The sequence below is a fragment of the Arthrobacter sp. 01T419 genome (genome assembly GCF_056398865.1).
This window is the reverse complement of the sequence record NZ_JBFTQF010000002.1, coordinates 161527-185110: the sequence shown is the minus strand read 5'-3', so window position 1 is coordinate 185110 and position 23584 is coordinate 161527. Positions and strand designations below refer to the sequence as shown.

The following is a 23584-nucleotide window of genomic DNA, read 5'->3' as shown; positions in this document are numbered from 1 at the left end:
TGCCCAATTCTTGAGGCAGGACTGGTCAGTGTTGGGGCCCGCAAAATGTGTGTGGGCAGTTTCATAGGGAGAGCCGGGCGAAGAAAACGCTGTACAGACTGCTGAGATAGCAGCCAAGAGATGCAGCGGGAAGTCCTGCCATGGGATTGCGACAGCGCCGGACTTCTTGCGAGCACCAGAGCCTCCTGGTTCTTTTGCCCGCAACGTGTACTGCGGCCAAGCCCAACCGGGCCGCGCCGACTGGCCCCCTATGGATGAGGAAACTTTCCCTATGCCCGAAACACTGAACGACCCCTTCGCCGCCGCCGAGTCTGCCGAAACAGCAGAGACCGCCGTCGAAACTGTCGAAACCCCCGAAATCGCCGAAGCCCCTGCCGCTGAGTTCATCGAGCCGGCAGCACCTGTTGAAGTTGAAGCACCTGCCAAGGTTGCTGCACCCGCTGAGGCTCCGGCCGAATCTCCCGCCCAGGCCGAAGAAGAGGAAGAGGGTATCCGCTTCGTCGACCTCGGAATCGACCCCCGCGTCCTCGCCGCACTGCAGGACGTCGGCTACGAGAAGCCGTCTCCCATCCAGGCGGCAACCATTCCGCTCCTGCTCGAGGGCCGCGACGTCGTGGGCCTCGCCCAGACCGGTACCGGTAAGACTGCAGCATTCGCAGTACCGGCGCTGTCCCGCCTGGCCGAACTCCACGACCTCAACGGCCCCTCCCGCAAGACCCAGGCCCTGGTCCTCGCTCCGACCCGCGAGCTTGCGCTCCAGGTTGCCGAGGCCTTCACCTCGTACGCCAAGCACATTGATGACTTCACGGTTCTCCCCGTCTACGGCGGCTCGGCCTATGGCCCCCAGCTTGCCGGCCTGCGCCGCGGTGCACAGGTTGTTGTCGGTACCCCCGGCCGTGTGATCGACCACATCTCCAAGGGTTCCCTGGACCTGTCCGAGCTGCAGTACCTGGTTCTGGACGAAGCCGACGAGATGCTTCGCATGGGCTTCGCCGAGGACGTTGAGCAGATCTTCCAGCAGACTCCGGAAGACCGCCAGGTTGCGCTGTTCTCTGCCACCATGCCGGGCCAGATCCGTCGCATGTCCAAGCAGTACCTGAACAACCCGGCCGAGATCTCCGTCAAGTCCAAGACCACTACCGGTGCCAATACCCGCCAGCGGTACCTGCAGGTCATGGGCCCGCACAAGCTCGATGCCCTCACCCGCATTCTTGAGGTTGAAGAGTTCGACGGCGTTATCGCGTTCGTGCGTACCAAGATGGCCACAGAGGACCTCGCCGACAAGCTGAAGTCCCGCGGTTTCCAGGCTGCCGCCATCAACGGCGACATCCCGCAGCAGCAGCGTGAGCGGACTGTCGACGCGCTGAAGGAAGGCCGCATCGACATCCTGGTGGCCACCGACGTCGCGGCCCGTGGCCTTGACGTTGAGCGCATCAGCCACGTGGTCAACTACGACATCCCGCACGACACCGAGTCCTACGTTCACCGCATCGGCCGTACCGGCCGTGCAGGCCGTAGCGGCGACGCCATCCTGTTCATGACGCCGCGGGAGAAGTACCTGCTGCGTTCCATCGAGAAGGCCACTCGCCAGCCGGTGGAGCAGATGCACTTGCCCACCGCCGAGACAGTTAACACGTTGCGTTTGGGCAAATTTGCCGACAAGATCACGGAGACCCTCGAGTCCGAGGACGTTGCGGCGTTCCGTGACTTGATCTCCTCTTACGAAGAAGAGCACAACGTTCCGGCTTCGGAGATCGCTGCTGCACTGGCCGTCATGGCACAGGGTGGCCAGCCGCTCCTGGTCAAGGAACTGCCGGCTGCACCGGAATTCCAGAAGCGCGAGCGCTCCAAGGACGGGTTCGGTTCCCGTGGCCCCACCCGCGCCCTGACCGAGGGCAACGCCACTTACCGGATCGCCGTCGGACGCCGTCAGCGCGTCATGCCGGGTTCCATCGTTGGCGCCATTGCCAACGAAGGCGGCATCTCCTCGGCACAGATCGGCGGCATCGACATCCGCTCGGACCACTCCTTGGTGGAGCTTCCGGCCGACCTGAGCCCCGAGCAGTTGCGTGCCCTGTCCCGCACCCGGATCGGCGGCGAGCTGATTCACCTCGAGCTGGACAACGGTCGCAAGCCGGCCTCTGACCGAGGCGGATACTCCGGTGGCGGCCGCGGTGGCGATCGTGGCGGATACTCCGGCGGCGACCGTGGCGGAAACTTCAAGGGCAACGGTGGCTTCAAGAAGGAGTTCCGTAAATCTGAAGGTGACCGTGGCGGCTACGCCGGCGGCGAGCGTTCATCCGCTGACCGCGGCGGACGTTCGTACAGCGAGCGCAGCAGCGCCGGTGCCGGCAGCTACGGCGACAGCGACCGCGGGCAGAGCAGCGATTCCCGCTTCGGCGGACACGGCAACGGCGCACGCAAGCCGCGCAGTGGCGGCGATGCCGGCCACCGCGACTTCAACCGCAAGGGCAAGTGGTAAACAGGACTAGTTCCTGGATTTCGGTCAGAGGCCGGCTTTCGAGCCGGCCTCTGGCTGTTTAAACCAAGCCCTTGGAACTGCCTGCCTCTGTCCGTAGGATCGGTTTTGCCGCGGAAGGGCGTGGCTGCGGCCCCATTCGGGCTGTCCGCGGGTGGTGAAAGGGCCAAAATGGGATTCCTTGATGGGGTGAAGAAGAACCTCGGCATCGACAAGGCTGAAGCTAAGGCCGCCGGGCGGGCTCCGGAGGCCCCGGAGGAGGCCGCCGAACCTCCAAAGGGGGAGATGGCCCAAAGTCCCGGCCCGGACGCCTCAGTGGACCGTGGAGCAGTTGTGGAGCCGGATGCCGCGGGTGAGACTGTCGCAAGCGAGCCGGTTGCCGCAGCCAGCGCGGGGAGGGTGACCGAAGTGGTAGTGGAAACAGATGACACCCTTAGCGGCATCGCCGTGCAGTTCGGTGTTGACCTGGACGCCCTGATCGCCGTGAACGCGGACACCGTGCCCAATCCGGACCACATCTACCCGGGCCAAGTGCTCCGCCTGCCCTAGTTTCAACGCCTTTCCGGATCAACATTCCGGAGCGGATGCAAATTGTGTCGGTGCCGCTTTTCCCTGTCCCGCAGCCGATTTGTGGCCTGGGATATCGTCCGGTAGAGTATTTACTCGTTGCCCCCCTAGCTCAGTGGTAGAGCGCGTTCTTGGTAAGAACGAGGTCACCGGATCGATTCCGGTGGGGGGCTCTGAATGAGGGCCTGTGTCAAGGCGGTTTTTGACCGGCTTGACGCAGGTTTTTCTCATTCGTGGCGGTGTAGCTCAGTTGGTTAGAGCGCACGACTCATAATCGTGAGGTCGGGAGATCGAGCCTCCCCACCGCTACAGAGACAGCAGCCCAGAAGTGTTCAGCTTCTGGGCTGCTTCTGTTTAAGGCGACTGAGTCCGGCTAGGGGAGCCCCGACGCACTGCGAAGCCCGCAAGCAGCCAAGGCCGGATTGTGAGCTTTTCCCTAGCTTTAGCACAAGAAATGCGCAGCTTCGCGAGTCTTAGCACAGGATGTCCCAAGGTCTGCGCCATGGGGTTTTGGGCGTTGCTATGTTTCTAGAGAGCTGGTGCTGGACCAGCCTACATCCCCCAACTCGCTCAGGAGTTTCACATGCTTTCTCTGGTCTCAAACACCGCGTCCCGTGTCCGTCGTGAAGAAGACGGCGCAACCGCCGTCGAATACGGCATCATGGTTGCCCTCATCGCTGTTGTCATCATCGTGGCCGTCACCCTCCTCGGCGGAACCTTGAAAGACACGTTCACCCAGATCACGTGTTCCATGAACGGCGGAGTCTTCACCGCTGGCAGCACCACCGCCGGAGTCCACACCGCGGCCAGCTGCTCCAAATAGGGGTCGCACTGCAGGGTGCTCGGGTCAATACGCGGCACAACAAGCTCGAGTGGCGGCGGCACTAGGCTTCCACCGCTTCAAGTGGTACGGGCACCTGTGCCTAGTAAGTCCGTCCGTTCGGTGGGCTAGATCCGACATAGCCCGCATCCTGACAAATTGCTATGACCGTCTTCAGCCAGGAGCCTCAATGCTTTCCATTTTCCGCAAGTCCGCATCCCTCGTCCGCCGTGACGAAACCGGGGCCACCGCTGTCGAATACGGCATCATGGTTGCCCTTATCGCAGTTGTCATCATCGCCGCCGTCACCCTCCTCGGTGGAACCTTGAAAGACACGTTCACTCAGATCCAGTGTTCCGTCAGCGGCGGAAGCTTCACCGCCGGCAGCACCACGGGCGGCGTCCACACCGCTGCCACCTGCACCTAGGAGCCGCACCGTAAAGTGCCCGGGAGGCAATTCGGGGCACACCAAGCAAACCCCGAGTGGCGGCGGCATTCAGGCAGCCGCCACTCTGCTTGATTTGGACTATTCGTTTTCTTGAAAGGCAACATCATGGCCAAGGCATCAGAGCGCGGTGCCGCGGCAGTCGAATTCGCGTTGGTGGCACCGATCCTGGTGCTCCTGGTCTTCGGAATCATCGAATTCAGCCGCGCGTACAACGCGCAGGTTTCGCTCTCGAACGCAGCCCGCGAAGGAGTCCGGGTCATGGCAATTTCGAACGACCAAACGGCTGCCAAGACGGCTGCGAAGAACGCTGCCGTGTCGCTGAATCCGAGGCTCCAAGACACGAATTTCACCTTTAGTCCGGCCAGCTGCACATCGGGGGCGCAGATGTCCGTGACCATCAACTACACGCTTAGCACCCTCACGGGATTTGCCGGGCCGTTCGCGATGCAAGGCGTGGGAGCCATGGTATGCAGCGGCTGAGGCTCCGGGGCCTGACGTTTCGGGAAAATGGAGAGCGCGGAGCGGTAGCGGTCCTCGTTGCCCTCCTGCTGGTGGTGCTGCTCGGATTCGCCGCGCTAGCGGTGGATGTGGGAAGGCTCTACTCCGAGAAGGCGCAAGTCCAAAACGGAGCCGATGCCGCGGCCCTGGGCGTTGCACAGAAATGCGCCCTCGACACAAGCGACCTGAATTGCTCCATCACTTCTCCGCTCGCGATCAGCCTTGCCAACAAGAATGCCGTGGACGGGCTGAACAACATCACGTCGGTCAGCTTGGACCTTGTCAACCGGAAAGTAACGGTGACCGCAGGAGCCCAGCAGGCGGGCGGGGCTCCGAACGCCGTCTCGTTGTTCTTCGCGCGCGTCGTTGGGTTCAACACAGCCGACGTCGTAGCCACCTCGAGTGTCCGATGGGGCAGCCCTATCGCCGGCCGGACCGCCTTCCCGCTCGCCTATTCCATTTGTCAGGTGAGGGGATACATCGGCGGCGCCCTCCAACTTCTCCAGGACCACGGAACCGGCGCCAACCCTAGCTGCAATTACGGCCCCGCCGGTGCCACCGTTGCTGGCGGGTACGGTTGGATCACCCAAGATGCTGGTGTCTGCGGCGGCACGATCAATCTTGTCGTCAGTGAAGGCGGAAGCGCACCTGGCAACAGCCTTCCCAACAACTGTGCGGCCACGCTTCAAAAGTGGAGTGACACCATCACGGCTGGACGCGATGTGATCGTCCTGCTCCCCGTCTTCGACTCGGTCATTGGCACGGGAAGCGGTGCTATCTACCACCTCGTCTCCTTCGCCGCTTTCAAGGTTGCTGGCTGGAAGTTCAGTGGCAACAACTCGACCCCGGAGGCGTTCCGCAACTCGAGCCCGGATGTATCTTCCGCGCTTTCCTGCACTGGAAACTGCCGCGGGATCATCGGCAGCTTCGTCAAGTACGTATCGCTGGCCGACGGCTATTCATTGGGCCCGGTGGACCCCAATGGAGCCACCGTTGTGTACCTCGCAGGTTAGTTTTCCATCCCGTTCTCTAGGCACAGGAGAAGTAAGTGAAGTCACGCTTGTTGGCAGGATCGGCAGCAGCACTGCTGGCCGTCATAGGGGTGGTTCTCGTCTTTTCCTATGCCCAGGGCGCGGACCAACGGGCGGTCCAAAACCTCTCCCCTGTGGACGTCTTGATCGTCAAGACGTCCATTCCCGCCGGCACCCCCGTGGAATCCATGCAAGCTTCCGTAAGCACCCAGCAACTCCCGCAATCAGCCGTCCCCCAGTCCGCGCTGCACACCCTCGCCGATTCCGCCGGCAAGGTGGCCGCCGTCGACCTTCTCCCCGGCGAGGCGCTGGTGTCCGAAAGGCTGGTCGCCCCGGATGCGCTGAAAACTCCCGGGGTCGTGAAGGTTCCCGCGGGGTTCCAGGAGGTCTCGTTTCAGCTGGAGCCCCAGCGGGTGGTAGGAGGACGGTTGGTTCCCGGTGACCATGTCGGAATATTCATTTCCATGTCCGCCGGAGGGATTGACGCGAAACCGGACAAGTCGAGCACTGAATTGACCATTCACAAGGTCCTATTGACTGCGGTCCAGCGCGCTCCGCAAGCCGGGGCGAGCCAGCAGCCGACGCCGAGTCCCAGTTCCGGTGCCGCCGCCAATCCGGCAGACACCAGCCTTCCCACCGGCTCCCTCCTGTTGACGGTCGCCGTAAATGACGTCGACGCGGCCAAGATTGTCTTCGCGGCTGAGTTCGAGAAGATCTGGCTCAGCAAAGAGCCGATGGATGCCAAGGACAGCGGGCCCACGATCATCCAGCCGGGAGGGGTGTACCGATGAGCCGCTTTGTCCTGATTACTCCCAGCACGGAATTTGACCAGCGCTTGCGTCAGGCCGTTGCCGGTGGCCTGCCCGGAAGCGTTCAGACCTTCTTCACGAATGTGTTGCCGGCCGATCCCGCTGAATTGTTCGGCGCCCTCAACCAGGAACAGCTCGAGGTGCTGATCCTGGGACCGGACATAGCCGAAGAGGATGCGCTGCGCCTCGCCACGGTCTTCGACGTGCAGTTGCCGGAGCTGAGCGTGATCCTTGTGAGTGAACTGGATCCCGAATTCGTCCTCCAGGCTATGCGGTCCGGCATTCGCGACATCATGAGCCCAGCTGCGGACCTGGCCCAGATACGGGTCATGCTTGAGCGCGCGTGCCAATCCTTCGCCACCCGCCAGCGCAGCATGGAACCCAAGCAGCAGGGCTCCCCGAAGGGCTTGGTGATCGGCGTCTTTTCGCCCAAGGGTGGCGTGGGCAAGACGACAATCGCCACGAACATTGCCGTGGGGTTAGGCAAGATCGCGCCGATGAGCGTTGTAATCGTGGATCTGGACTTGCAATTCGGTGACGTCGCCTCAGGGCTCTACCTCAATCCGGAACACACTGTCACCGACGCTGTCACCCCATCGGCCAGCCAGGATTCCCTCGTTCTCAAGGCCTTCCTCACCGTTCACCCGGCGAGCATCTATGCCTTGTGCGCGCCGAAAAACCCTGTCGAAGCGGACGAGATCCTGCCGGAACAGGTGGGGCGGCTGCTGGAACAACTCGCCGAACAGTTCCAGTACGTGGTGGTGGACACAGCCCCTGGACTACCCGAAATCGGCCTCGCTGCGCTTGAACAATGCACGGACGCAGTGTGGGTGACCGGCATGGACGTTCCAAGCGTCCGGGGACTCCGCTCCGGCCTGGACATTCTCCGGAGGCTGAACCTCCTTCCGGAAACCCGCCACGTGGTGCTCAACATGGCGGATTCCAAGTCCGGCTTGTCAGTCCAGGACGTCGAATCGACCGTCGGCGCCCCCGTTGATGTCAGCATCCCTCGGTCAAAGGCCGTAGCGTTCTCCACCAACCGTGGCATTCCCGTACTCCAGGAATCGGTGAAGGATCCGGCCGTCAAAGGACTCAAACAACTTGTCGAACGCTTCAATCCCGTGTGGCGCGCTACGGCACAGCGGAAACTGCACAGAAGGGTAGTGGTCTAATGAAGCTGTCTGAACGCTTACATGCTGCGGAGGACAACGTCGAAGCATCCCCCGGTGCAGGTGTAAATGGCCCCATGCCGGCACCCCCAGATCCGGGCATTTACTCCCCAGTGAAACCGGCGTTTGCGGACTCAACTCAGCAGCTCAGGCCAAATTCGGCCACGAAGCCCGGCGGTGCCGCGAAGCCGCACATCTCAGCCAAACTGTCCGACCAGCCGGACTCGTCCAAGCCGAGAGTCCAACAACCCGTCGACGCGTTCGCTGCCCTCAAGCGGCGCGCCGCAACCGCTTTGTTCGAGCGGCTGGGAGCCAGGTTCAACGACTCGAGCGTGAGCGAACAGGAGTTGCGTACAACCGCGCGGGAGGAACTCACTCGGATCATTGACGCGGAGCAGGTCCCGCTGTCCGCGGACGAACGCAGCCGGCTCGTGGCGGACGTGGCGGACGATGTCCTCGGCTATGGGCCGCTGCAACGCTTGCTGGATGACCCCGAGGTGACGGAAATCATGGTCAACAGGATGGACCAGATCTATGTCGAACGAAAAGGCAAGCTGACCCTCACAGATTCCGGATTCAGTTCGGAGGAACATCTCAGAAGGGTCATTGAACGGATCGTTTCGAGGGTGGGACGCCGTATCGACGAATCATCCCCGCTCGTTGACGCGCGGCTTGAGGACGGCTCCCGCGTCAACGCCGTGATTCCTCCGCTTGCCGTCGGCGGTTCGTCGCTGACAATTCGGAAATTCAGCAAAGTACCGTTGACCATCAGGAATCTCATCGATTTCGGCACACTTACGGCGGAGATGGCCGAACTCCTCAACGCGTGCGTCAAGGCGAAACTGAACATCATTGTGTCCGGAGGCACCGGAACCGGTAAGACGACCCTCTTGAACGTCTTGTCCTCCTTCATCCCGGAGGATAACCGCATCGTCACCATCGAGGACGCTGTGGAACTGCAGATCCAGCAGCAACATGTGGTCAGGCTTGAGAGCAGGCCACCGAACACCGAGGGCAAGGGTGAAGTAACCATCCGGGAGTTGCTCCGGAACTCCCTTCGTATGCGTCCGGACAGAATCGTCGTCGGCGAGGTCCGCGGCGGGGAATCGCTCGACATGCTGCAGGCCATGAACACCGGCCACGACGGCTCCCTCTCGACCGTTCACTCGAATTCCCCCCGGGACGCGGTGGCGCGCCTTGAGACCCTGGTGCTCATGGCTGGCATGGACCTGCCATTGCGCGCGATCCGCGAGCAGATAGCGTCCGCGGTGAATCTCATCATCCAGATCTCCCGCCTGCGCGACGGTACGCGTCGCATCACCCACGTGACGGAAGTCCAAGGCATGGAAGGCGACATCGTCACCTTGCAGGATGCCTTTGTCTTCGACTATTCAGCGGGCGTAGACGCCCACGGGGTGTTCCTCGGCAGGCCCGTGCCGACCGGAATCCGCCCACGGTTCATCGACCGCTTCGAAGACCTGGGCATTCGGGTTTCACCCGGAGTTTTCGCCGCTCCGCTGACTTCGGCACCAAGGACGTGAGCATGCTCCTCACCGGAATGGCCTTGATGCTTTCAGCCATCCTGATCTTCGGGGTAGCCGTGATCCTGCCCAAAACCCCCGAGGTTCCGATGGATCGGAGACGGCCCTACCAAGTGGGCCCGGGCTCGCAGCTCACCCGTTTCGCAGGCTCGGCGGCCGATGTGCTCCATCGCGTCCTGGCGCGTCGCAACATTCGGATGTTCAACCGGGAAGAACTCGAAAACGCCGGCCTCCGAATGAGCCAAGCGGATTTCGTCATCCTCATGATTGCCGGTGCGCTCGTGGGTGCGCTGATCGGTCTTATTGTTGGCGGGCCTTGGGTGGCTGTTTTGTTCTTTCTCCCTGCACCCCTGGTTGGACGGCTGGTCATCAGGTTCTTGGCGGGCAAAAGGCGAGCAAAATTCGATGACCAGCTCGGCGATACCCTCCAGCTGCTTGCCGGCGGATTGAGGGCCGGCCATAGTATCCTCCGTGCGATCGACGCCGCGGCAAATGAGTCAACCAGTCCTACGGCCGAGGAAATGCGCCGGATCATCACGGAGACCAGCCTCGGCAGAGATCTCGAAGCCTCGCTCAACGACACTGCAACGCGGATGCGGAGCGAGGACTTTGTGTGGATAGCCCAAGCAATCCAAATCAACCGCGAGGTGGGAGGAAACCTGGCGGAGGTCCTGGACCAGGTCAACGAAACCATCCGAGAGCGCAGCGAGATCAAAGGGCACATCAAGTCCTTGGCCGCGGAGGGAAAGTTCTCGGGATACATCCTCATGGCGCTTCCCTTCGGCATCGTCACCATGCTCATGGTGGTCAACCCGGGCTACATGGAGCCGATGTTCACGCATCCGCTTGGATGGGGAATGATCGCGGCGTCGGCCATCCTCATGACTATCGGCGGGCTCTGGATGCGCAAGATTATCGACTTGAAGTTTTGAGGTGAACCGTGGATCCCCTTGTCTTGCTGTCGCTCCTCCTGGTGCCGCTGCCGCTTTCCTACCTCGGATGGTCGTTCCTTTCCGTGGATCGCACAGCACAACGCGTGGTCCGGGAACTCCTGGCACGGGGCCTCGACGTCGCCGAAGTCGAGGAACAGGGCCGAACCGGCGTGCTGGAGCGCCTTGGCTACCGGCTCACCCCCGGAAGCTATGTCCAGAAGCTGGACAGGCTTCTTTCCTTGGCCGGCCGGCCGCCTTCGCTGCCTTTGGGACGCGTCCTCGCAGCAAAACCGGCGCTGGGTTTGTTTGGTGCCCTCTTTGGCTTGTTCATCAGCACCAACAGTTCGAGCGGGATCATCAAGCTCGTGGGGATATTTGTCGTGTTGCTTGGCTACTTTATCCCGGATTTGATGCTTTACAGCAAAGGACAGGAGCGTCAAAAGGCCATGCAATTGGAACTCGCAAATACCATGGACCAAATGCTGATTTCGGTCGAAGCCGGCCTCGGATTTGAAGGAGCGATGGCCCGGGCCGGGGAAAATGGGAAGGGGCCGTTGGCCGAGGAGCTGGTGCGCACGCTCCAGGACATGCAGGTTGGGCGGAGCCGCCGCGAGTCCTATCTGGCACTGGCCGAACGTACGAACGTTCCTGAACTCCGAAGCTTTGTGCAGGCCGTCATTCAGGCGGACACTTACGGTATTGCCATCAGCCGGGTCTTGAGGGTCCAAGCCAAAGTCATGAGGGTGAAGCGCCGCCAGCGTGCTGAAGAGAAGGCGATGAAGCTTCCAGTGATGGTCCTGTTCCCCCTTCTGCTCTTCATCTTCCCCGTGCTGTTCATCGCCATCCTGGGACCGGCTGTCATCAACGCCATAACTGCATTCAGTGGCGGCTGAGCCCCATAATTCGTTTGYGATATTAAGAACTCCAGCCAAAAATCGCTAAATCAAGAAAGGCCTAAGATTTCCTTAAGATAAGCATAAGTTCGGGTTTTTCCGGAAATCAGAAAGTAGCATTGGGTTATGTTCAGTTCAGGTTCCAGTGAGGTCAACGAGGAATCCGACCCCAGCCGTGTGGGTTCGGCCGACGATTTCATCGGGCTGCCGACGGACCCGCTTGCTGAGCATCCGATACTGGACCTCGCAGAATTCCAGCTCCTGGAAGATCAGATGGACAATCCGCTGATTGCGCGGACCTTTGCGGGCGACTTCGCAAAACTGTGGGGGAGCCGTTACGAAATCCTCGCGGCCGCCGTCGAACGCGGTGACGCAGCCGCGGCACTGGACGCAATCCTCAGCCTGAGGACTTCTTCCACCATGGTGGGCGGAGTTCGCCTTTCGCTGCTTGCGTCACGCTTGGAGGAACACATACGAAATGGCGATTTGCGTGACGCCCATCCGCTGCTCAAAGCCATAGATGAATGCGGGCACGCTACGGTCCGCGAGCTAAAGGACAGCTACGTGCTCCGGAACGATTGACGTCAACAATCTAGTCCGGTCTTTTTGGGGCTAGCCGATAACCGACGCCCCGGACCGTCTGAAGAAAGCGCGGGGATTGTGGATCTTCTCGGAGCTTTCGGCGAAGGTTGCCGATGTGGGTCTCAACAGCCCGTTCGTCGGCTTCGCTGATATACGCATTGTTGTCGTAGTAATCGCCACGTGCTGCTCGAACGAGGTCAGACCGCGTCCGCACCTCGCCTTTGGCGCGAAGCAAATCGAAGAGCAGATCGAATTCGCTTCGCGTCAAGGTCAACGTGGAACCTTGAAGCGCAACCGTGCGTGATTTGTAGTTCAAGGCCAAGCCATTGTGCCTGATGACCGCTTGGTCGGGCCTGTCCGGGCGGGCCGAGTCGTCTTCGATCGAAGCACCGGTGGGAGGAGGACCGGTGCGATCCTCCTCCGGCAAAATAAACTTGTCCGCCGTGCGTGGCCTGCGCATCATGGCAGTGACCCTGGCCCTCAATTCGCGGGGCAAGAACGGTTTCTTGATGTAGTCGTCCGCCCCCGTCAGAAAAGCCGTCAACGTGTCCGGTTCGTCGCGTCGGGCCGTCAGCATCACTACATATGCGTCGCTGAATTCCCGAATTCGCCGCAGGACCTCGTGGCCATCCATATCCGGAAGGCCAACATCCAGAGTCACCACCGCCGCGTGTTGATGTCGTACGACTTCCACGCCTTCGCGTCCGGTGGCGGCAGAATGCACCACAAATCCGGCTTCTTTGAGGATGGCGTCAACCAAATTTCGCACATCTTCGTCATCCTCAATGACTACGGCTACCCCAGGCTCGCTCATGACACCCTCGAGTCGGTGAACACCGCCGCACAGCCCAGCGCAATGCGGGAAGTTTCACCCAAATACCCACGATACAAGCATCGAAGGCATCTGGCATCTAATATGTGGATTATGTGCGGCTCCGAACTTTCAAGTCGATCGTGCGGGGCCGTGGTATTTGGCGATCTTTGGGGGCATCRTTGACTCCGTACGGTTGTTACAGGAATCGTTCGGAGCAGTAATTGGTTCGCGAATCTCCAACGAAGGGTCTCGACTTGAGTGAGCAGCCTTTTTTTCGCACGGCCGCCCGTTTCTTCAGAAAACTCCAACCCAGGGCTCGGTTGGCCGTCTGTGAATTGCCACTGACGCTCATCATCGCGGGCCTGGTGATCGCGGCACCTACTCTTTGGCCAGGCTTAATTCAGAATTGGTTGTTCGTGACCGGCGTCCTCCTCCACGGGATCCTGTTCCTGAGTTGCCTGTTGATCCCCTGGGAGCGCTTGGCGCCGAGCGCAGGCGTGGCAATCCCCATTTTGGATCTAGTTGCCCTTTGCTTCACGCGAAACGGCGCCTTCACTGCGGTACCAGGCCTCATCACGTTGGCTATCTTTCCTGTGATCTGGTTATCGGCCTCGGGCGTCCTTTCCAGGACAAGCCTGATCCTCAGCTTTGTTGGCCCATTCTTCATTGCGCTTCCACCAGTTATTTCGCACTTGCCCCGTCCCACTGGGTCGGACATTTCCTCGGTGGTGCTTTTGCCCCTCATGATGTTCGCGATGGCAGTCTCCATCCGCTTGGCGGGGTCCAATGCCCGTCTCCAGCAGCGGCGGGTGAAACATCGGGATCAGGCCCTGCGGCAGTTGCTTGCCGCCAGCCGGGAGCGGGAGACACTGCTCAAGACAATCCTTGACACGATCGACGTCGGAATTGTCGCCGTCGATTCGAAGGGTGAGACCCTTCTGATCAACAACCAACAAAGGGCATTCCTTCGGATGGCAATGCCAGAGGAAGGCCCGTCGGGGCGCGGAGAACAGGACCTATTGGTTTTCGGCCAGGACCGGCGGACCCCGCTTCCACCTGAAAAGGGCCCCATTCGAAGGGCGGTTCACGGTGAAACATTTTCCGACTATCTCGTCTGGTTCGGCGCCGGCAGCGAACAGCGGGCCATCTCTACCGCCGCACGTGGCATGAAGAATGACCTAGACGACGAGTTCGGCGGGGCGGTCATCGTTTTCAGGGACGTGACCGACGTTGTCGGTGCCCTTGCGGCCAAGGACGAACTGGTGGCCAACGTTTCGCACGAATTCGGTTCGCCGCTCACGTCGATTCTGGGCAATCTGGACCTCGTGCTCCGCGGCGATCAGAAGCTCCAGCCGGAAACAAAGAGGGGATTAGAAGTCGCGGCACGCAATGCCGAGCGTCTCCGTGCCTTGGTTGATGACCTGCTTTTGTCAGCCGTTGCGGTGGAGAGCGTGCATTTGCGGCGCACGGATCTGGCGGGGTTGATAGAAAATAGCCTGGTTTCTGCCCAAGCGCAGGCCGATGCCGCCAGCGTTGGCCTCGTCGCCGACGTGCCAGCGCCCCTTTGGGCAGACGCTGATCCATTGAGGCTGGGACAGGCCCTGGATAATTTGGTGTCCAACGCCATCAAATATTCACCCGACGGCGGGCAAGTAAGCGTCAGGGCGGCCCGGAACAATGGCTGGGTCCAGCTTGAGGTGCAGGACACGGGCATGGGAATGACCGTGGACGAGACCACCAGGATTTTTACCCGGTTCTTCCGGACAAATGCCGCCCGTCAGGCAGGGATTCCAGGCGTCGGCCTTGGGCTGTCCATCACCAAGTCCATTGTGGAACGCCACGGGGGCAGCATCACCTGCGAGAGCAGGCCCGGAAGGGGGAGCACGTTTGCTTTGGCGCTGCCCATTGAGCAGCCGCAACGGGAGAATTCCCCTACGTCGAGAACTGGCCCATGAGATCTGGCACCGAGTAACGCGTGATCCTACGAGTAATCCGGGTAACCAGAATAGAGTACCCACTACTCGTGACTGACCCCAGGGCTAGCCGATTGAATGGGACGCAGTTGGTCTCAAGCGCAGTTCCTGGTCTCTGGGGGTTATCCGTATGTGTGTTTCCTGCAATTTTGTTGTGCCCAATCCGCGTCACATGCTGAATGAGGTTGTCCGGTGAGCGCGGGAATGGAGTCCGCGGCCATGTTCGCGGGATCCTTGCCTGGGCTGGTCCTGTTGTCCATCGGCCAGACAATGGTGGTGGTGTGCCTATGTTTTGACATGGTCCGCGCCATGTCGGTGCCCCGGTCGCACCGCCGTTATGTGGCCAGCACCGTTTTCAGGACCCTGGCTGTGCCGTCAATCCTCGTCATGGGGGTCAGCGTCTTGGTTGACGCTATTTTCTGGTCCTGGACGGACTTGGTCATGGGCGTCTTCGTGATGGTGATGATCATTTTCCGGTGGCACAACGACAAGGACGAGGACAACTGGTGGAAAGGCAAGGGCAAGAAGCTGGCCCGCTGGGCGCGGAAACAACTGGCTCCGCGGCCTGTCCTGGCCCCGGCGATGGGCTGAGCCCCCTCGAACGTAAGAATGCCGGCCATATCCGGAGAAGCAGATCAGAGGCCTTGAACCCCTGGTCTGCTTCCGTGTGGGTACCGATTCCAAATATCGTGCAGCACTCCCGGCTTCCGTTGGTCCGATCAGATGCTCCGGACACGGGCGCCGGATTCTGCTCAATCATTCGATGTGGCAATTTCCCGAGCCTTGAATTCACGGGGCAAGCCACCCTCGGCCGAGGGAATGATCCAGCAGAATCCAACGCCGGCTTGGGTCCGGCAAGAACAGGTACCTGATCCGAACCAAGCGCCCGTCCTGACCTCCTTCGGGAGGAACTCGGCCCAACACGCCGGCGACACGCCGCTGACCAGGACGATCCGGACTCAAAGAGGGTCAGGACGGGGCCCGCCGACAGCCCCACCGCGGGGCCGGCCACTAGTTGAGTGCGATCACCAGCATCTGGTTGGTGCCCGGGATGCAGGTCTGCAGTACCGCCCGCGGAAAGCCGCCGAATACGGCAGCGACATTGTTGGTGGTCCCACCTTGGGGGACCTGTCCGCGTCCCGTCACCGTGTACGTGCCGTAACCGGGGATGCTCACCGTCTCGCCGACGCCGATACCCGAGAAGCGTGCCCACCCTCCGCAGAAATCATGCTCGGTGATAAACAACGAGTATGCGTCCGTCGGAGTGAAGTGGATGGGGCCAATGCAACTGTCCACTGCGGCTTGCCCGCCTGAACCTGCGACGTAGATGGTCCGGACCGCAGGTGCGGGCGCAGGGGCTGGAGCGGACACGGCTGCGGGGGCCGGAGCAGGAGCGGGTGCGGTGACGGCAACCGGCGGTCCTGTGAGCTTCAATACCTCGCCCGGCACGATGATGGAATAGGCGCTGAGTCCATTGGCCGCCAGCATCGCGTTGACGTCGACTCCGAACCTGGCGGCTATCGAGCCTACGGTGTCGCCGCTGGCGACTGTGTACGAGTTTGTATCAGGCGCAGGAGCAGGCGCAGGAGCAGGAGGGGCTGCCACTGCGGCCGGCACCGGAGCTGCCGGCGCCGCGGCCGTCGCCCGTGCCAGAGGTGGCGTGGTGGCCGGGGCAGGACTCGCGGCCGGCGTCGGATTGGCTGCGGCCGGTGAAGGGGCTGCAATCACTGCTCCCGAGCCGATGCTCGGGGCGACTGTGGCGCTCGTGCCTGCTGGTGTCAGTACCTGTGCGTAGTTTTGCGTCATCACGGCCGCCAGCACGACCGCCGCCACAATTGCCCAGGTAGCTATTGATGCCTTGTACCTGGTGATGGTTTTCACCACCCTGGATATCAAGGCGAAGATCCTGTCCCCGCCGATCCTGTGTCCGTACTCCTGTTGATACATCTCGAATCCCCGTAAATTATCGTTTCTGGGGGCCAGCCGGTTGGTTGGCCTGGGAAGTGATACGCAGGCGCAGGGGATGGCGCTTGTTGAGACCCTTTTGCTTAAATGCGCAGCACGGAGGAAGCCTCAATCCGCCCATTCGGATAAATCCATCAATGAGATTTATGAAAGAGGTATTCCTTTTCCTGCTGCAGGTGATTTGAGTGTAGAAATGGTAATTTCACTCCGCACGAGTGGGTGCCACTTGCTTTTGTTTCCCGCACCCAGCGGAACACTCGTATCGGGGTCTCCACCCAGTGAGTGCCAGTGCATGGTGGCTGCGCTCCCACTCGCTTGGCAGGCCTGAGTGGTCGCGGAACGGAGGGGTGCCTAGATCCCGAGCAGGCGTAATTATTCCTAGGGAATTCCTTCGGAAATCCAATGCATCCTGCAAATTAGGGATCCGATAATCGTGCCGGGGGAGTTTATCCATCATCGTGGGGGGAGGGCTTGACCGCTACGACAGAATAGGTCCATGAGTCGAATCGCAATCATCGGTGGCCACGGCAAGGTGGCCTTGCAGCTGTCCCGCATCCTGAGCAACGAGGGTCACGCGGTCACATCGTTCATCCGCAATCCGGAACACGCGCAGGAAGTCACGGCGACTGGTGCCGCTCCGGTAATCCTCGACGTCGAGAATTCGACGACGGCGGAGATCGCCTCTGCGCTTGACGGCCACGACGCGGTGGTGTGGTCCGCCGGGGCTGGCGGAGGCAATCCGCAACGCACCTATGCGGTGGACAGGGATGCCGCCATCCGCTCGATGGATGCCGCGACACAGACGGGCGTGGCGCGGTATGTCATGGTGTCTTACTTCGGGGCCGGACCCAGCCACGGCGTTCCCGAGGACAATAGCTTCTACGCCTACGCGGAAGCCAAGGCGGCAGCGGACGAATACCTCCGTGCAAGCGATCTCGACTGGACGATTCTCGGCCCTGGCGGGCTAACCAACATTCCAGGGTCGGCGCTCATTGAGGTTGATCCGGTGGACCCGGGTGCCGGGACAGCGACTTCCCGGGCCAACGTTGCCTTGGTGGCTGCCGCGGTCCTGGAACTGCCCGAAACGGTTCGACGCACCATCGAGTTCCGGGATGGCGCCGTGCCTGTAGTGGACGCCCTCACGGCGCCCTGACCGCGCCCGGCCTCACGGCGCCTGACCGCGCCCGCCATGACCACACCCGGCCCCGCCCGGCCCCGCCATGACCACACCCGGCCCCGCCCGGCCGGCGGCCAGGCCGGGATATGTTGGTAGGACTAGTCCCTCGGCAGGTGCCTGGGACGCTGCCGCTACGACGTCTGGGGAAATCGGGAACATGGACCAGTTGGCACTCATTGTTGGATTGCTGCTTGCAACGGTCTTGGCTGTGGGTTTGGGGGACCGCCTGCGGCTACCGTACCCGGTGCTGATGCTGTTGCTGGCGGTGGCGATGACCTTCATTCCGGGTTTCCCGGACTTTGAGCTTTCACCCGAGTTGATCCTGCCGATCTTCCTCCCGCCTTTGCTGTTCGCGACTGCCCAGAAGAGTTCCTGGGCAGTGTTCCGAGTCCGCTGGCGGACCTTGCTGCTCATGGCCGTGGCGCTCGTGGTGGTGTCGACAGCGGTGGTTGCCGGAGCCGCGTGGCTCATGATTCCGGGTATCGGCATTCCTGCGGCGATCGCGTTGGGGGCCATGGTGGCTCCGCCGGACCCGGTGGCCGTTGAATCCGTCGCCGGCCGCGTCCACATGCCGCGCAGGCTCATTACCGTCCTGCAGAGCGAGGGCTTGTTCAACGACGCAGCCGCTATCGTGATCTTCCAGACGGCAGTGGCGGCGACCGTTTCCGGCACAAAGATGGGGGCCGACGTCGTCCTCCTGTTCGTCATCGGCGCGGCGCTGGCCGTCATTGTCGGCATCGCCATGGGCTGGTTGACCAGGCTGATCACCAAGCTCGTGACCTCCATGGTGGCGCGGAGCGCCGTGACGCTGGTGATTCCGTTTGCCGCCTACATCCTGGCCGAAGAGCTGCACGCCTCAGGGGTGATCGCCGTCGTCGTCACCGCGCTTGAGACGCAGCGGCACGCGCGGTCCCAAGACGCCGCCGAGCGGGTCACGCGCACGGCCTTCTGGGATGTGGTGGAACTCCTTGCCACGGGCCTGGCGTTCGGGCTGGTGGGGCTGGAGATCCGCCATGTGATCCGGGACGAAGGCTCGGCCATTTTCGGCATGATCGGCACGGCGGCAGTGGTGTGCGTGCTGGTGTTTGTTGTCCGCTTCTTGTGGCTCGGGCTCTTGGCGATCTCTGCCCGCAAACGGAAGAACCTGCTGCAGCCGACGTCACCCAAAGAAGTTTTGATCCTCACGTGGTGCGGCATGCGCGGACTGGCCACCCTCGCCCTCGCGCTCGCGCTGCCGCTCACCATTGCGGACGGCAGTGACTTCCCGGCCCGGCACGAGATCCTGGTGATCGCGTGCGCGGTGCTGCTGGCAACCTTGGTCCTGCCGGGGCTGACGCTTCCGTGGCTCATGCGCGTGCTCAAGGCGTCCGAGGACGGTTCGCACGAAAAGGATGCCGCGCGCCTCTTGGCCAAGCGCGCCCAGACTGCGGCGATCTCTGCGCTCAAAGAACACGACCTGATGAAGGAGCTACCGGCAGACAAGGTGGCCCTCGTCAAGGAAAAGATGACCCGCCTGCATGCCGAGCTACTGGACGGGACACTGAAAAATGAGTCCGACGCCGAAAAGCGCCAACGCGGCAGGGAACTGGCCATCGCGGTGCAGACCATCGCCTTGGACGCCGCACGCCAGGAAGTGGTCGCTGCGCGGAGCGAGCCTGGCACAGATCCGGAAGTAGCCGACCGCGTGCTGCGCCAGCTGGATCTCCGCACCATGGCGATGCCGGACTAGCGGCCCGCGCCGACGGGAAACGGCCGGCACCGCAAGACGCGACTAGGCGCGCCGCAACACCAGATCCAAGGAGTTTTTCTCTACGTGGTCCAGTGCGTGGCGCACGGCGCCGATGCCCACAATCGCGTCGCCCAAGGGTGAGGCCGCGAGCCGCGGCGGAGTGGCCGTGTACGTGGCCAGCTTCCGGGCAGTCGGCTYAAGAAGGACCGACGCCGAATCTGCCACGGCGCCGCCGATCACCACGAGCTCCGGGTTGAGCATGATGGCCAGCGTGGAGACCACCCGGGCCAGCCGGTCCGAGAGCCGGTCCAGGATGTCCAGCGCCACCTTGTCGCCTTGGGCGGCGGCGGCGAAGACGTGTTGTGCAGTGACTTCGCGGGCGGCCGCGGTGCGCAGCGTGGTTTTGGACTTTCCCGCCAAGGCTTCCGCCGCCCACAACCTGGCCAGGGCGGCGAGGCCGTCGGGAGAGCCTACTCCCTCCACCATGTCCAGGTAGGCCATCTCGCCAGCGCCGCCGCGGCTGCCATGAAGCAGTCGGCCGGATTCCACCAGGCCCGCGCCGAAACGCTCGCCGGCCAAGAGTACGGCGAGGTCCTGGACGCCGCTGCCGGCGCCGCGCCAACATTCGCCCAATGCCGCCAAGTTGGCATCGTTCTCCAGCATTACCGCCCATCCGTGCAGATCGTGCAGGGCCTTCTTCAGGCCGACGTCGAACAGGCTCCAAAACGGCTGGCTGACAAGGATGTTTCCGTCCCGGTCCACCGGGGCAGCAAGCCCGACCGTCACCGCGAGGACCTTCTCCGGCGCCACTCCGGCAGCCTCGAGGGCGATTAGCGCGGTTTGGCTGATGACACGGATCCGTTCCCCGGCTTCGATCTCCCTGGCGCGAAATGGCTTGCTGGCCCGTCCCGTGGTCTTGCCGCGTAGATCAGCCACCACCACGGTGGTTTTGAGGACGCCGACGTCGATTCCCAGGACGCACCCGGCGCTTTCGTCGAGCTCGAAGCGCCGTGCGGGCCGGCCTTTCTGGTAGGTATCGGAATCCTTTTCCAGCTCGCGGATCCAGCCCCGGGCCATGAGGTCTTCGCACACGGAAATGGTGGTGGCGCGGGTCAGTCCGGTGGCGTCCATCAGCTCAGAAACCGTCACGGCGTTGGAGGAACGGATGGCTCCGAGCACGGTGGCCGCGTTGAACCGCCGGAGCATCTGCGGAGTGGCAGTCGCGATTTCAGGCATGGCTGTTGACCTCCTGTAGGTATGCGTCACATAATACTTGAGGTACTAAATTTAGATTCTAAATAAAAGTCCCATCCATCGAAGCGTCGACACAGAACAGGAATCTCTTTTGTCCTCCACCGCCACCTTGGCAACTCACACCGACTCCGAGCGCATGGCCGATCCCAACTGGTGGCGCCAAGCGGCTGTCTACCAGATCTACCCCCGTAGCTTTTCCGATGCGAACGGCGATGGCCTGGGCGATATCAAGGGCATTACCGCCAAGGTTCAGTATCTGAAAGCGCTGGGGATCGACGCTGTCTGGTTGAGCCCGTTCTATCCTTCGGCTCTTGCTGACGGCGGCTACGACGTCGATGACTACCGCAACGTGGACCCGAAGCTGGGCACCCTGGCGGATTTCGATGAGATGGCAGCTGCCCTGCACGCTGCAGGCATCAAATTGATCGCGGACATCGTTCCGAACCACTCCTCGGACCGGCACGAATGGTTCAAGGAAGCGCTGGCTTCCCCGAAGGGCTCGGCAGCCCGTGAACGCTACATCTTCCGCGACGGCTTGGGCGAGAACGGCGAACTGCCTCCGGCCGACTGGGACTCGGTCTTCGGCGGCCCGGCGTGGGAGCGCATCACCGAGCCGGACGGCACTCCCGGACAGTGGTACATGCACATCTTCACCAAGGAGCAGCCGGACTTCAACTGGGACAACCCCGAGGTCCGTGAAGACTTCCTGAAGACCCTGCGCTTCTGGTCGGACCGTGGCGTGGACGGCTTCCGCATCGACGTTGCCCATGCCCTCACGAAGGACCTGCCGGAGGTCCTGCCCTCCAAGACCGAGCTGCCCAAGGAAGGCGACAACGCTTTGGGCGCCCACCCGTTCTGGGACCGCGACGAGGTGCACGAGATCTACGCTGAGTGGCGCAAGGTCTTCAACGAGTACAACCCGCCACGGACGGCCGTCGCCGAGGCATGGGTCCACGCGGACCGCCGCGCCCGCTATGCCAGCCCCGAAGGACTGGGCCAGGCCTTCAACTTCGACCTCCTGCAGGCCGATTTCGAGGCCGAGCAGTTCCGCAACATCATCACGAAGAACCTGAGCGAGGCTGCCGCATCCGGTGCTTCGTCCACCTGGGTCTTCTCCAACCACGACGTCGTCCGGCACGCGACCCGCTACGGTTTGCCCGCGGGTGGCGGCCGTGACGGCTTGGGCCAGGACGGCAAGCAATGGCTGCTCGACGGCGGTTCGGTCGCCGACGTCGACGCCGAGCTCGGTTTGCGCCGTGCCCGCGCCGCGTCGCTGCTGATGTTCGCCCTGCCGGGTTCCGCGTACCTGTACCAGGGCGAAGAACTTGGACTGCAGGAAGTCGGCGACATCGTTGACGGCGAGCGCCAGGACCCGGCGTTCTTCCGCAACCCGGGTGTCGACGTCGGCCGTGACGGCTGCCGTGTCCCGCTGCCGTGGACCAGTGAAGGTTCGTCGTTCGGTTTCGGCGATGGACATGCCCACTTGCCGCAGCCTGAATGGTTCGCCGGCTACGCCGTGGCGGAACAGGAAAACGTTCCGGGCTCCACGCTGGAGCTGTACCGCGAGGCCCTGGAGTTGCGGTCGGCAATGCAGGCGGCCGAGGATCTTGAATGGATTCCTTCCAGCAACGAGTCGGTGCTGCACTTCGTGCGGCCCAACGGCTGGCAATCGGTGACGAACTTCGGCGCCGAGCCCGTGGCACTTCCGGAAGGCACCGTCGTCGTGAGCAGCGCACCGCTCGACGGCGGCAAGCTCCCGGCAAACACGACCGCCTGGATCGTCTAGTCCCCACCCCTTACCACTGACCGCTGACCCAACTTGCCCGCAGTTGTTGTCGTTTAGAAGGCTGTAAACGACAACAACTGCGGGCCAGTTGCATGTGAAAGAGTTTGAAAATGACTGCAAAGAGCAAAATCGCGTCTGGCCGGCTCATCTATGGCTGCATGGGCCTTGGAGGTCCATGGGAAGGCAGCGATTATGGGAGTGCCGAGATTGAGCAAGCCGCGGCCGCGATCGAAGCCGCCATGGGCATCGGCATTACCTTGTTCGACCACGCCGACATTTACCGCAGCGGCAAGTCGGAAGCCGTGTTCGGCGAAGTGCTGTCCCGGACGCCAGGGCTGCGGGAGAAGATCCAACTCCAGACCAAGTGCGGAATCACGCTCGGTCAACCTGGAATCGAAGGACATTACGATCTCAGCAAGGACGCCATCCTGGAACGCGTCAACGGAAGCCTGCAGCGGCTCAGGACCGATTACGTCGACGTGCTGTTGCTCCACCGCCCGGACCCGCTGATGGAACCCGCAGAGGTGGCGTCCGCCGTCGGGCAGCTCGTGGCGGAAGGCAAAGTGGGGCAACTGGGCGTGTCCAACATGTCCGGTGCGCAGATCGCCTTCCTGCAGGACGAATTGGAGGTGCCGATCGTGGCCAACCAGCTGGAGATGAGCCTGCACCGGCGGGCTTGGCTTGAGAGCGCCGTCCTGGTCAACCACGACGACGCCCTCGGCTACAGCTTCCCGCACGGCACCCTGGAGCACTGCGTCAGCCAAGGGATCGAGCTGCAGGCCTACGGTTCCCTCGCCCAGGGCAGGTACACGGGCTCGACGCCGGATTCCCAGACTGCCGCCGACACCGCAACTGCCGCTCTGGTCGCCCAGCTCGCGGAAGCAAAGGGTGTCACTCCTGAGTCCGTGTTGTTGGGGTGGCTCATGAAGCATCCGGCACGCATTTCCCCTGTGCTGGGCAGTTCCAACCCGGCGCGGATCGCTGCCTGCGCGGATGCTGCCGCCGTTGCCGCAGCCATGACGCGGACCGAGTGGTACGGCCTGTGGGTGGCTGCGCGGGGCAGCAAGCTCCCCTAAAGCGCGTTAAACCCAATTGACTCGCAGTAGGTGTCGTTTTG

Annotated in this window: 22 protein-coding genes and 2 tRNA genes; 20 read left to right on the top strand and 4 right to left on the bottom strand. The window is 62.2% G+C overall.

What is annotated here, in order from left to right; genetic code table 11:
* Positions 1-271 precede the first annotated feature (271 nt).
* The 14 genes from AC1DLO_RS04535 (at position 272) to AC1DLO_RS04470 (ending at position 11769) form a co-directional block, all read left to right on the top strand.
* Positions 272-2482 (top strand): DEAD/DEAH box helicase, encoded by a 2211-nt coding sequence (locus AC1DLO_RS04535; RefSeq protein ID WP_476889399.1) that lies wholly within the window; start codon positions 272-274, stop codon positions 2480-2482.
* Positions 2483-2650: 168 nt separating this feature from the next.
* Positions 2651-3028 carry a LysM peptidoglycan-binding domain-containing protein gene (locus AC1DLO_RS04530; protein WP_476889398.1) on the top strand — a complete coding sequence of 126 codons (378 nt, stop codon included), beginning with the start codon at positions 2651-2653 and terminating at the stop codon, positions 3026-3028.
* Positions 3029-3147: 119 nt separating this feature from the next.
* A tRNA-Thr gene (locus AC1DLO_RS04525) sits at positions 3148-3219 on the top strand.
* Between the two features lie 62 nt (positions 3220-3281).
* Positions 3282-3355, top strand: a tRNA-Met gene (locus AC1DLO_RS04520).
* Positions 3356-3629: 274 nt separating this feature from the next.
* The gene (locus AC1DLO_RS04515; RefSeq protein ID WP_476889397.1) at positions 3630-3869 is read left to right on the top strand and encodes a Flp family type IVb pilin; all 240 of its coding nucleotides are present in this window, start codon (positions 3630-3632) and stop codon (positions 3867-3869) included.
* Between the two features lie 187 nt (positions 3870-4056).
* A complete protein-coding gene (locus tag AC1DLO_RS04510) occupies positions 4057-4293 on the top strand; it encodes a Flp family type IVb pilin (protein ID WP_476889396.1) in 237 nt (78 codons plus the stop codon).
* 126 nt (positions 4294-4419) lie between these two features.
* A complete protein-coding gene (locus tag AC1DLO_RS04505; RefSeq protein ID WP_476889395.1) occupies positions 4420-4794 on the top strand; it encodes a TadE family protein in 375 nt (124 codons plus the stop codon).
* The gene (locus tag AC1DLO_RS04500; RefSeq protein ID WP_476889394.1) at positions 4782-5825 is read left to right on the top strand and encodes a Tad domain-containing protein; all 1044 of its coding nucleotides are present in this window, start codon (positions 4782-4784) and stop codon (positions 5823-5825) included. Before AC1DLO_RS04505 ends, AC1DLO_RS04500 begins: the two co-directional genes overlap by 13 nt.
* 35 nt (positions 5826-5860) lie before the next feature.
* Complete coding sequence (gene cpaB / locus AC1DLO_RS04495; RefSeq protein ID WP_476889393.1) at positions 5861-6634, top strand: Flp pilus assembly protein CpaB; 774 nt, start codon at positions 5861-5863, stop codon at positions 6632-6634.
* Positions 6631-7824, top strand: a complete 1194-nt coding sequence (locus AC1DLO_RS04490; protein ID WP_476889392.1) for a CpaE/TadZ family protein — start codon at positions 6631-6633, stop codon at positions 7822-7824. Before cpaB ends, AC1DLO_RS04490 begins: the two co-directional genes overlap by 4 nt.
* Before the next feature lie 74 nt (positions 7825-7898).
* Positions 7899-9362: a CpaF family protein gene (locus tag AC1DLO_RS04485; RefSeq protein WP_476889391.1), complete on the top strand. Its 1464-nt coding sequence runs from the start codon at positions 7899-7901 to the stop codon at positions 9360-9362.
* Between the two features lie 2 nt (positions 9363-9364).
* On the top strand, positions 9365-10294 hold the full coding sequence (locus AC1DLO_RS04480; protein ID WP_476889390.1) for a type II secretion system F family protein: 930 nt from the start codon (positions 9365-9367) through the stop codon (positions 10292-10294).
* A gap of 8 nt (positions 10295-10302) precedes the next feature.
* The gene (locus AC1DLO_RS04475) at positions 10303-11187 is read left to right on the top strand and encodes a type II secretion system F family protein (RefSeq protein WP_476889389.1); all 885 of its coding nucleotides are present in this window, start codon (positions 10303-10305) and stop codon (positions 11185-11187) included.
* A 126-nt stretch (positions 11188-11313) separates the two neighbouring features.
* Complete coding sequence (locus AC1DLO_RS04470; protein ID WP_476889388.1) at positions 11314-11769, top strand: Hpt domain-containing protein; 456 nt, start codon at positions 11314-11316, stop codon at positions 11767-11769.
* Between the two features lie 10 nt (positions 11770-11779).
* Here the strand turns inward: AC1DLO_RS04470 and AC1DLO_RS04465 are convergent, their stop codons facing one another.
* Both AC1DLO_RS04465 and AC1DLO_RS04460 read right to left on the bottom strand, forming a co-directional pair.
* Positions 11780-12583, bottom strand: a complete 804-nt coding sequence (locus AC1DLO_RS04465; RefSeq protein ID WP_476889387.1) for a response regulator transcription factor — start codon at positions 12581-12583, stop codon at positions 11780-11782.
* Between the two features lie 400 nt (positions 12584-12983).
* Positions 12984-13352 (bottom strand): hypothetical protein, encoded by a 369-nt coding sequence (locus AC1DLO_RS04460; protein ID WP_311770542.1) that lies wholly within the window; start codon positions 13350-13352, stop codon positions 12984-12986.
* Here AC1DLO_RS04460 and AC1DLO_RS04455 point away from each other — a divergent pair.
* Positions 13339-14538: a sensor histidine kinase gene (locus AC1DLO_RS04455; protein WP_311770541.1), complete on the top strand. Its 1200-nt coding sequence runs from the start codon at positions 13339-13341 to the stop codon at positions 14536-14538. The genes AC1DLO_RS04460 and AC1DLO_RS04455 overlap by 14 nt on opposite strands.
* Before the next feature lie 222 nt (positions 14539-14760).
* Positions 14761-15147, top strand: coding sequence for a hypothetical protein (locus AC1DLO_RS04450; RefSeq protein ID WP_476889607.1), 387 nt, complete (start codon positions 14761-14763; stop codon positions 15145-15147).
* A 420-nt stretch (positions 15148-15567) separates the two neighbouring features.
* Here AC1DLO_RS04450 and AC1DLO_RS04445 read toward each other — a convergent pair whose 3' ends face one another.
* Positions 15568-16503: a LysM peptidoglycan-binding domain-containing protein gene (locus tag AC1DLO_RS04445; protein WP_476889386.1), complete on the bottom strand. Its 936-nt coding sequence runs from the start codon at positions 16501-16503 to the stop codon at positions 15568-15570.
* A gap of 514 nt (positions 16504-17017) precedes the next feature.
* On the opposite strand from AC1DLO_RS04445, the gene AC1DLO_RS04440 reads away from it, so the two are divergent.
* Complete coding sequence (locus AC1DLO_RS04440; protein WP_476889385.1) at positions 17018-17674, top strand: NAD(P)H-binding protein; 657 nt, start codon at positions 17018-17020, stop codon at positions 17672-17674.
* A 181-nt stretch (positions 17675-17855) separates the two neighbouring features.
* Positions 17856-19427, top strand: coding sequence for a Na+/H+ antiporter (locus AC1DLO_RS04435; protein WP_476889384.1), 1572 nt, complete (start codon positions 17856-17858; stop codon positions 19425-19427).
* A 42-nt stretch (positions 19428-19469) separates the two neighbouring features.
* Here the strand turns inward: AC1DLO_RS04435 and AC1DLO_RS04430 are convergent, their stop codons facing one another.
* Positions 19470-20663 carry an ROK family transcriptional regulator gene (locus AC1DLO_RS04430; protein ID WP_476914410.1) on the bottom strand — a complete coding sequence of 398 codons (1194 nt, stop codon included), beginning with the start codon at positions 20661-20663 and terminating at the stop codon, positions 19470-19472.
* Between the two features lie 109 nt (positions 20664-20772).
* Here AC1DLO_RS04430 and AC1DLO_RS04425 point away from each other — a divergent pair, with 109 nt between their 5' ends.
* Both AC1DLO_RS04425 and AC1DLO_RS04420 read left to right on the top strand, forming a co-directional pair.
* Positions 20773-22467 carry a glycoside hydrolase family 13 protein gene (locus AC1DLO_RS04425; protein WP_476889382.1) on the top strand — a complete coding sequence of 565 codons (1695 nt, stop codon included), beginning with the start codon at positions 20773-20775 and terminating at the stop codon, positions 22465-22467.
* Between the two features lie 110 nt (positions 22468-22577).
* On the top strand, positions 22578-23543 hold the full coding sequence (locus AC1DLO_RS04420) for an aldo/keto reductase (protein ID WP_476889381.1): 966 nt from the start codon (positions 22578-22580) through the stop codon (positions 23541-23543).
* Positions 23544-23584 lie beyond the last annotated feature (41 nt).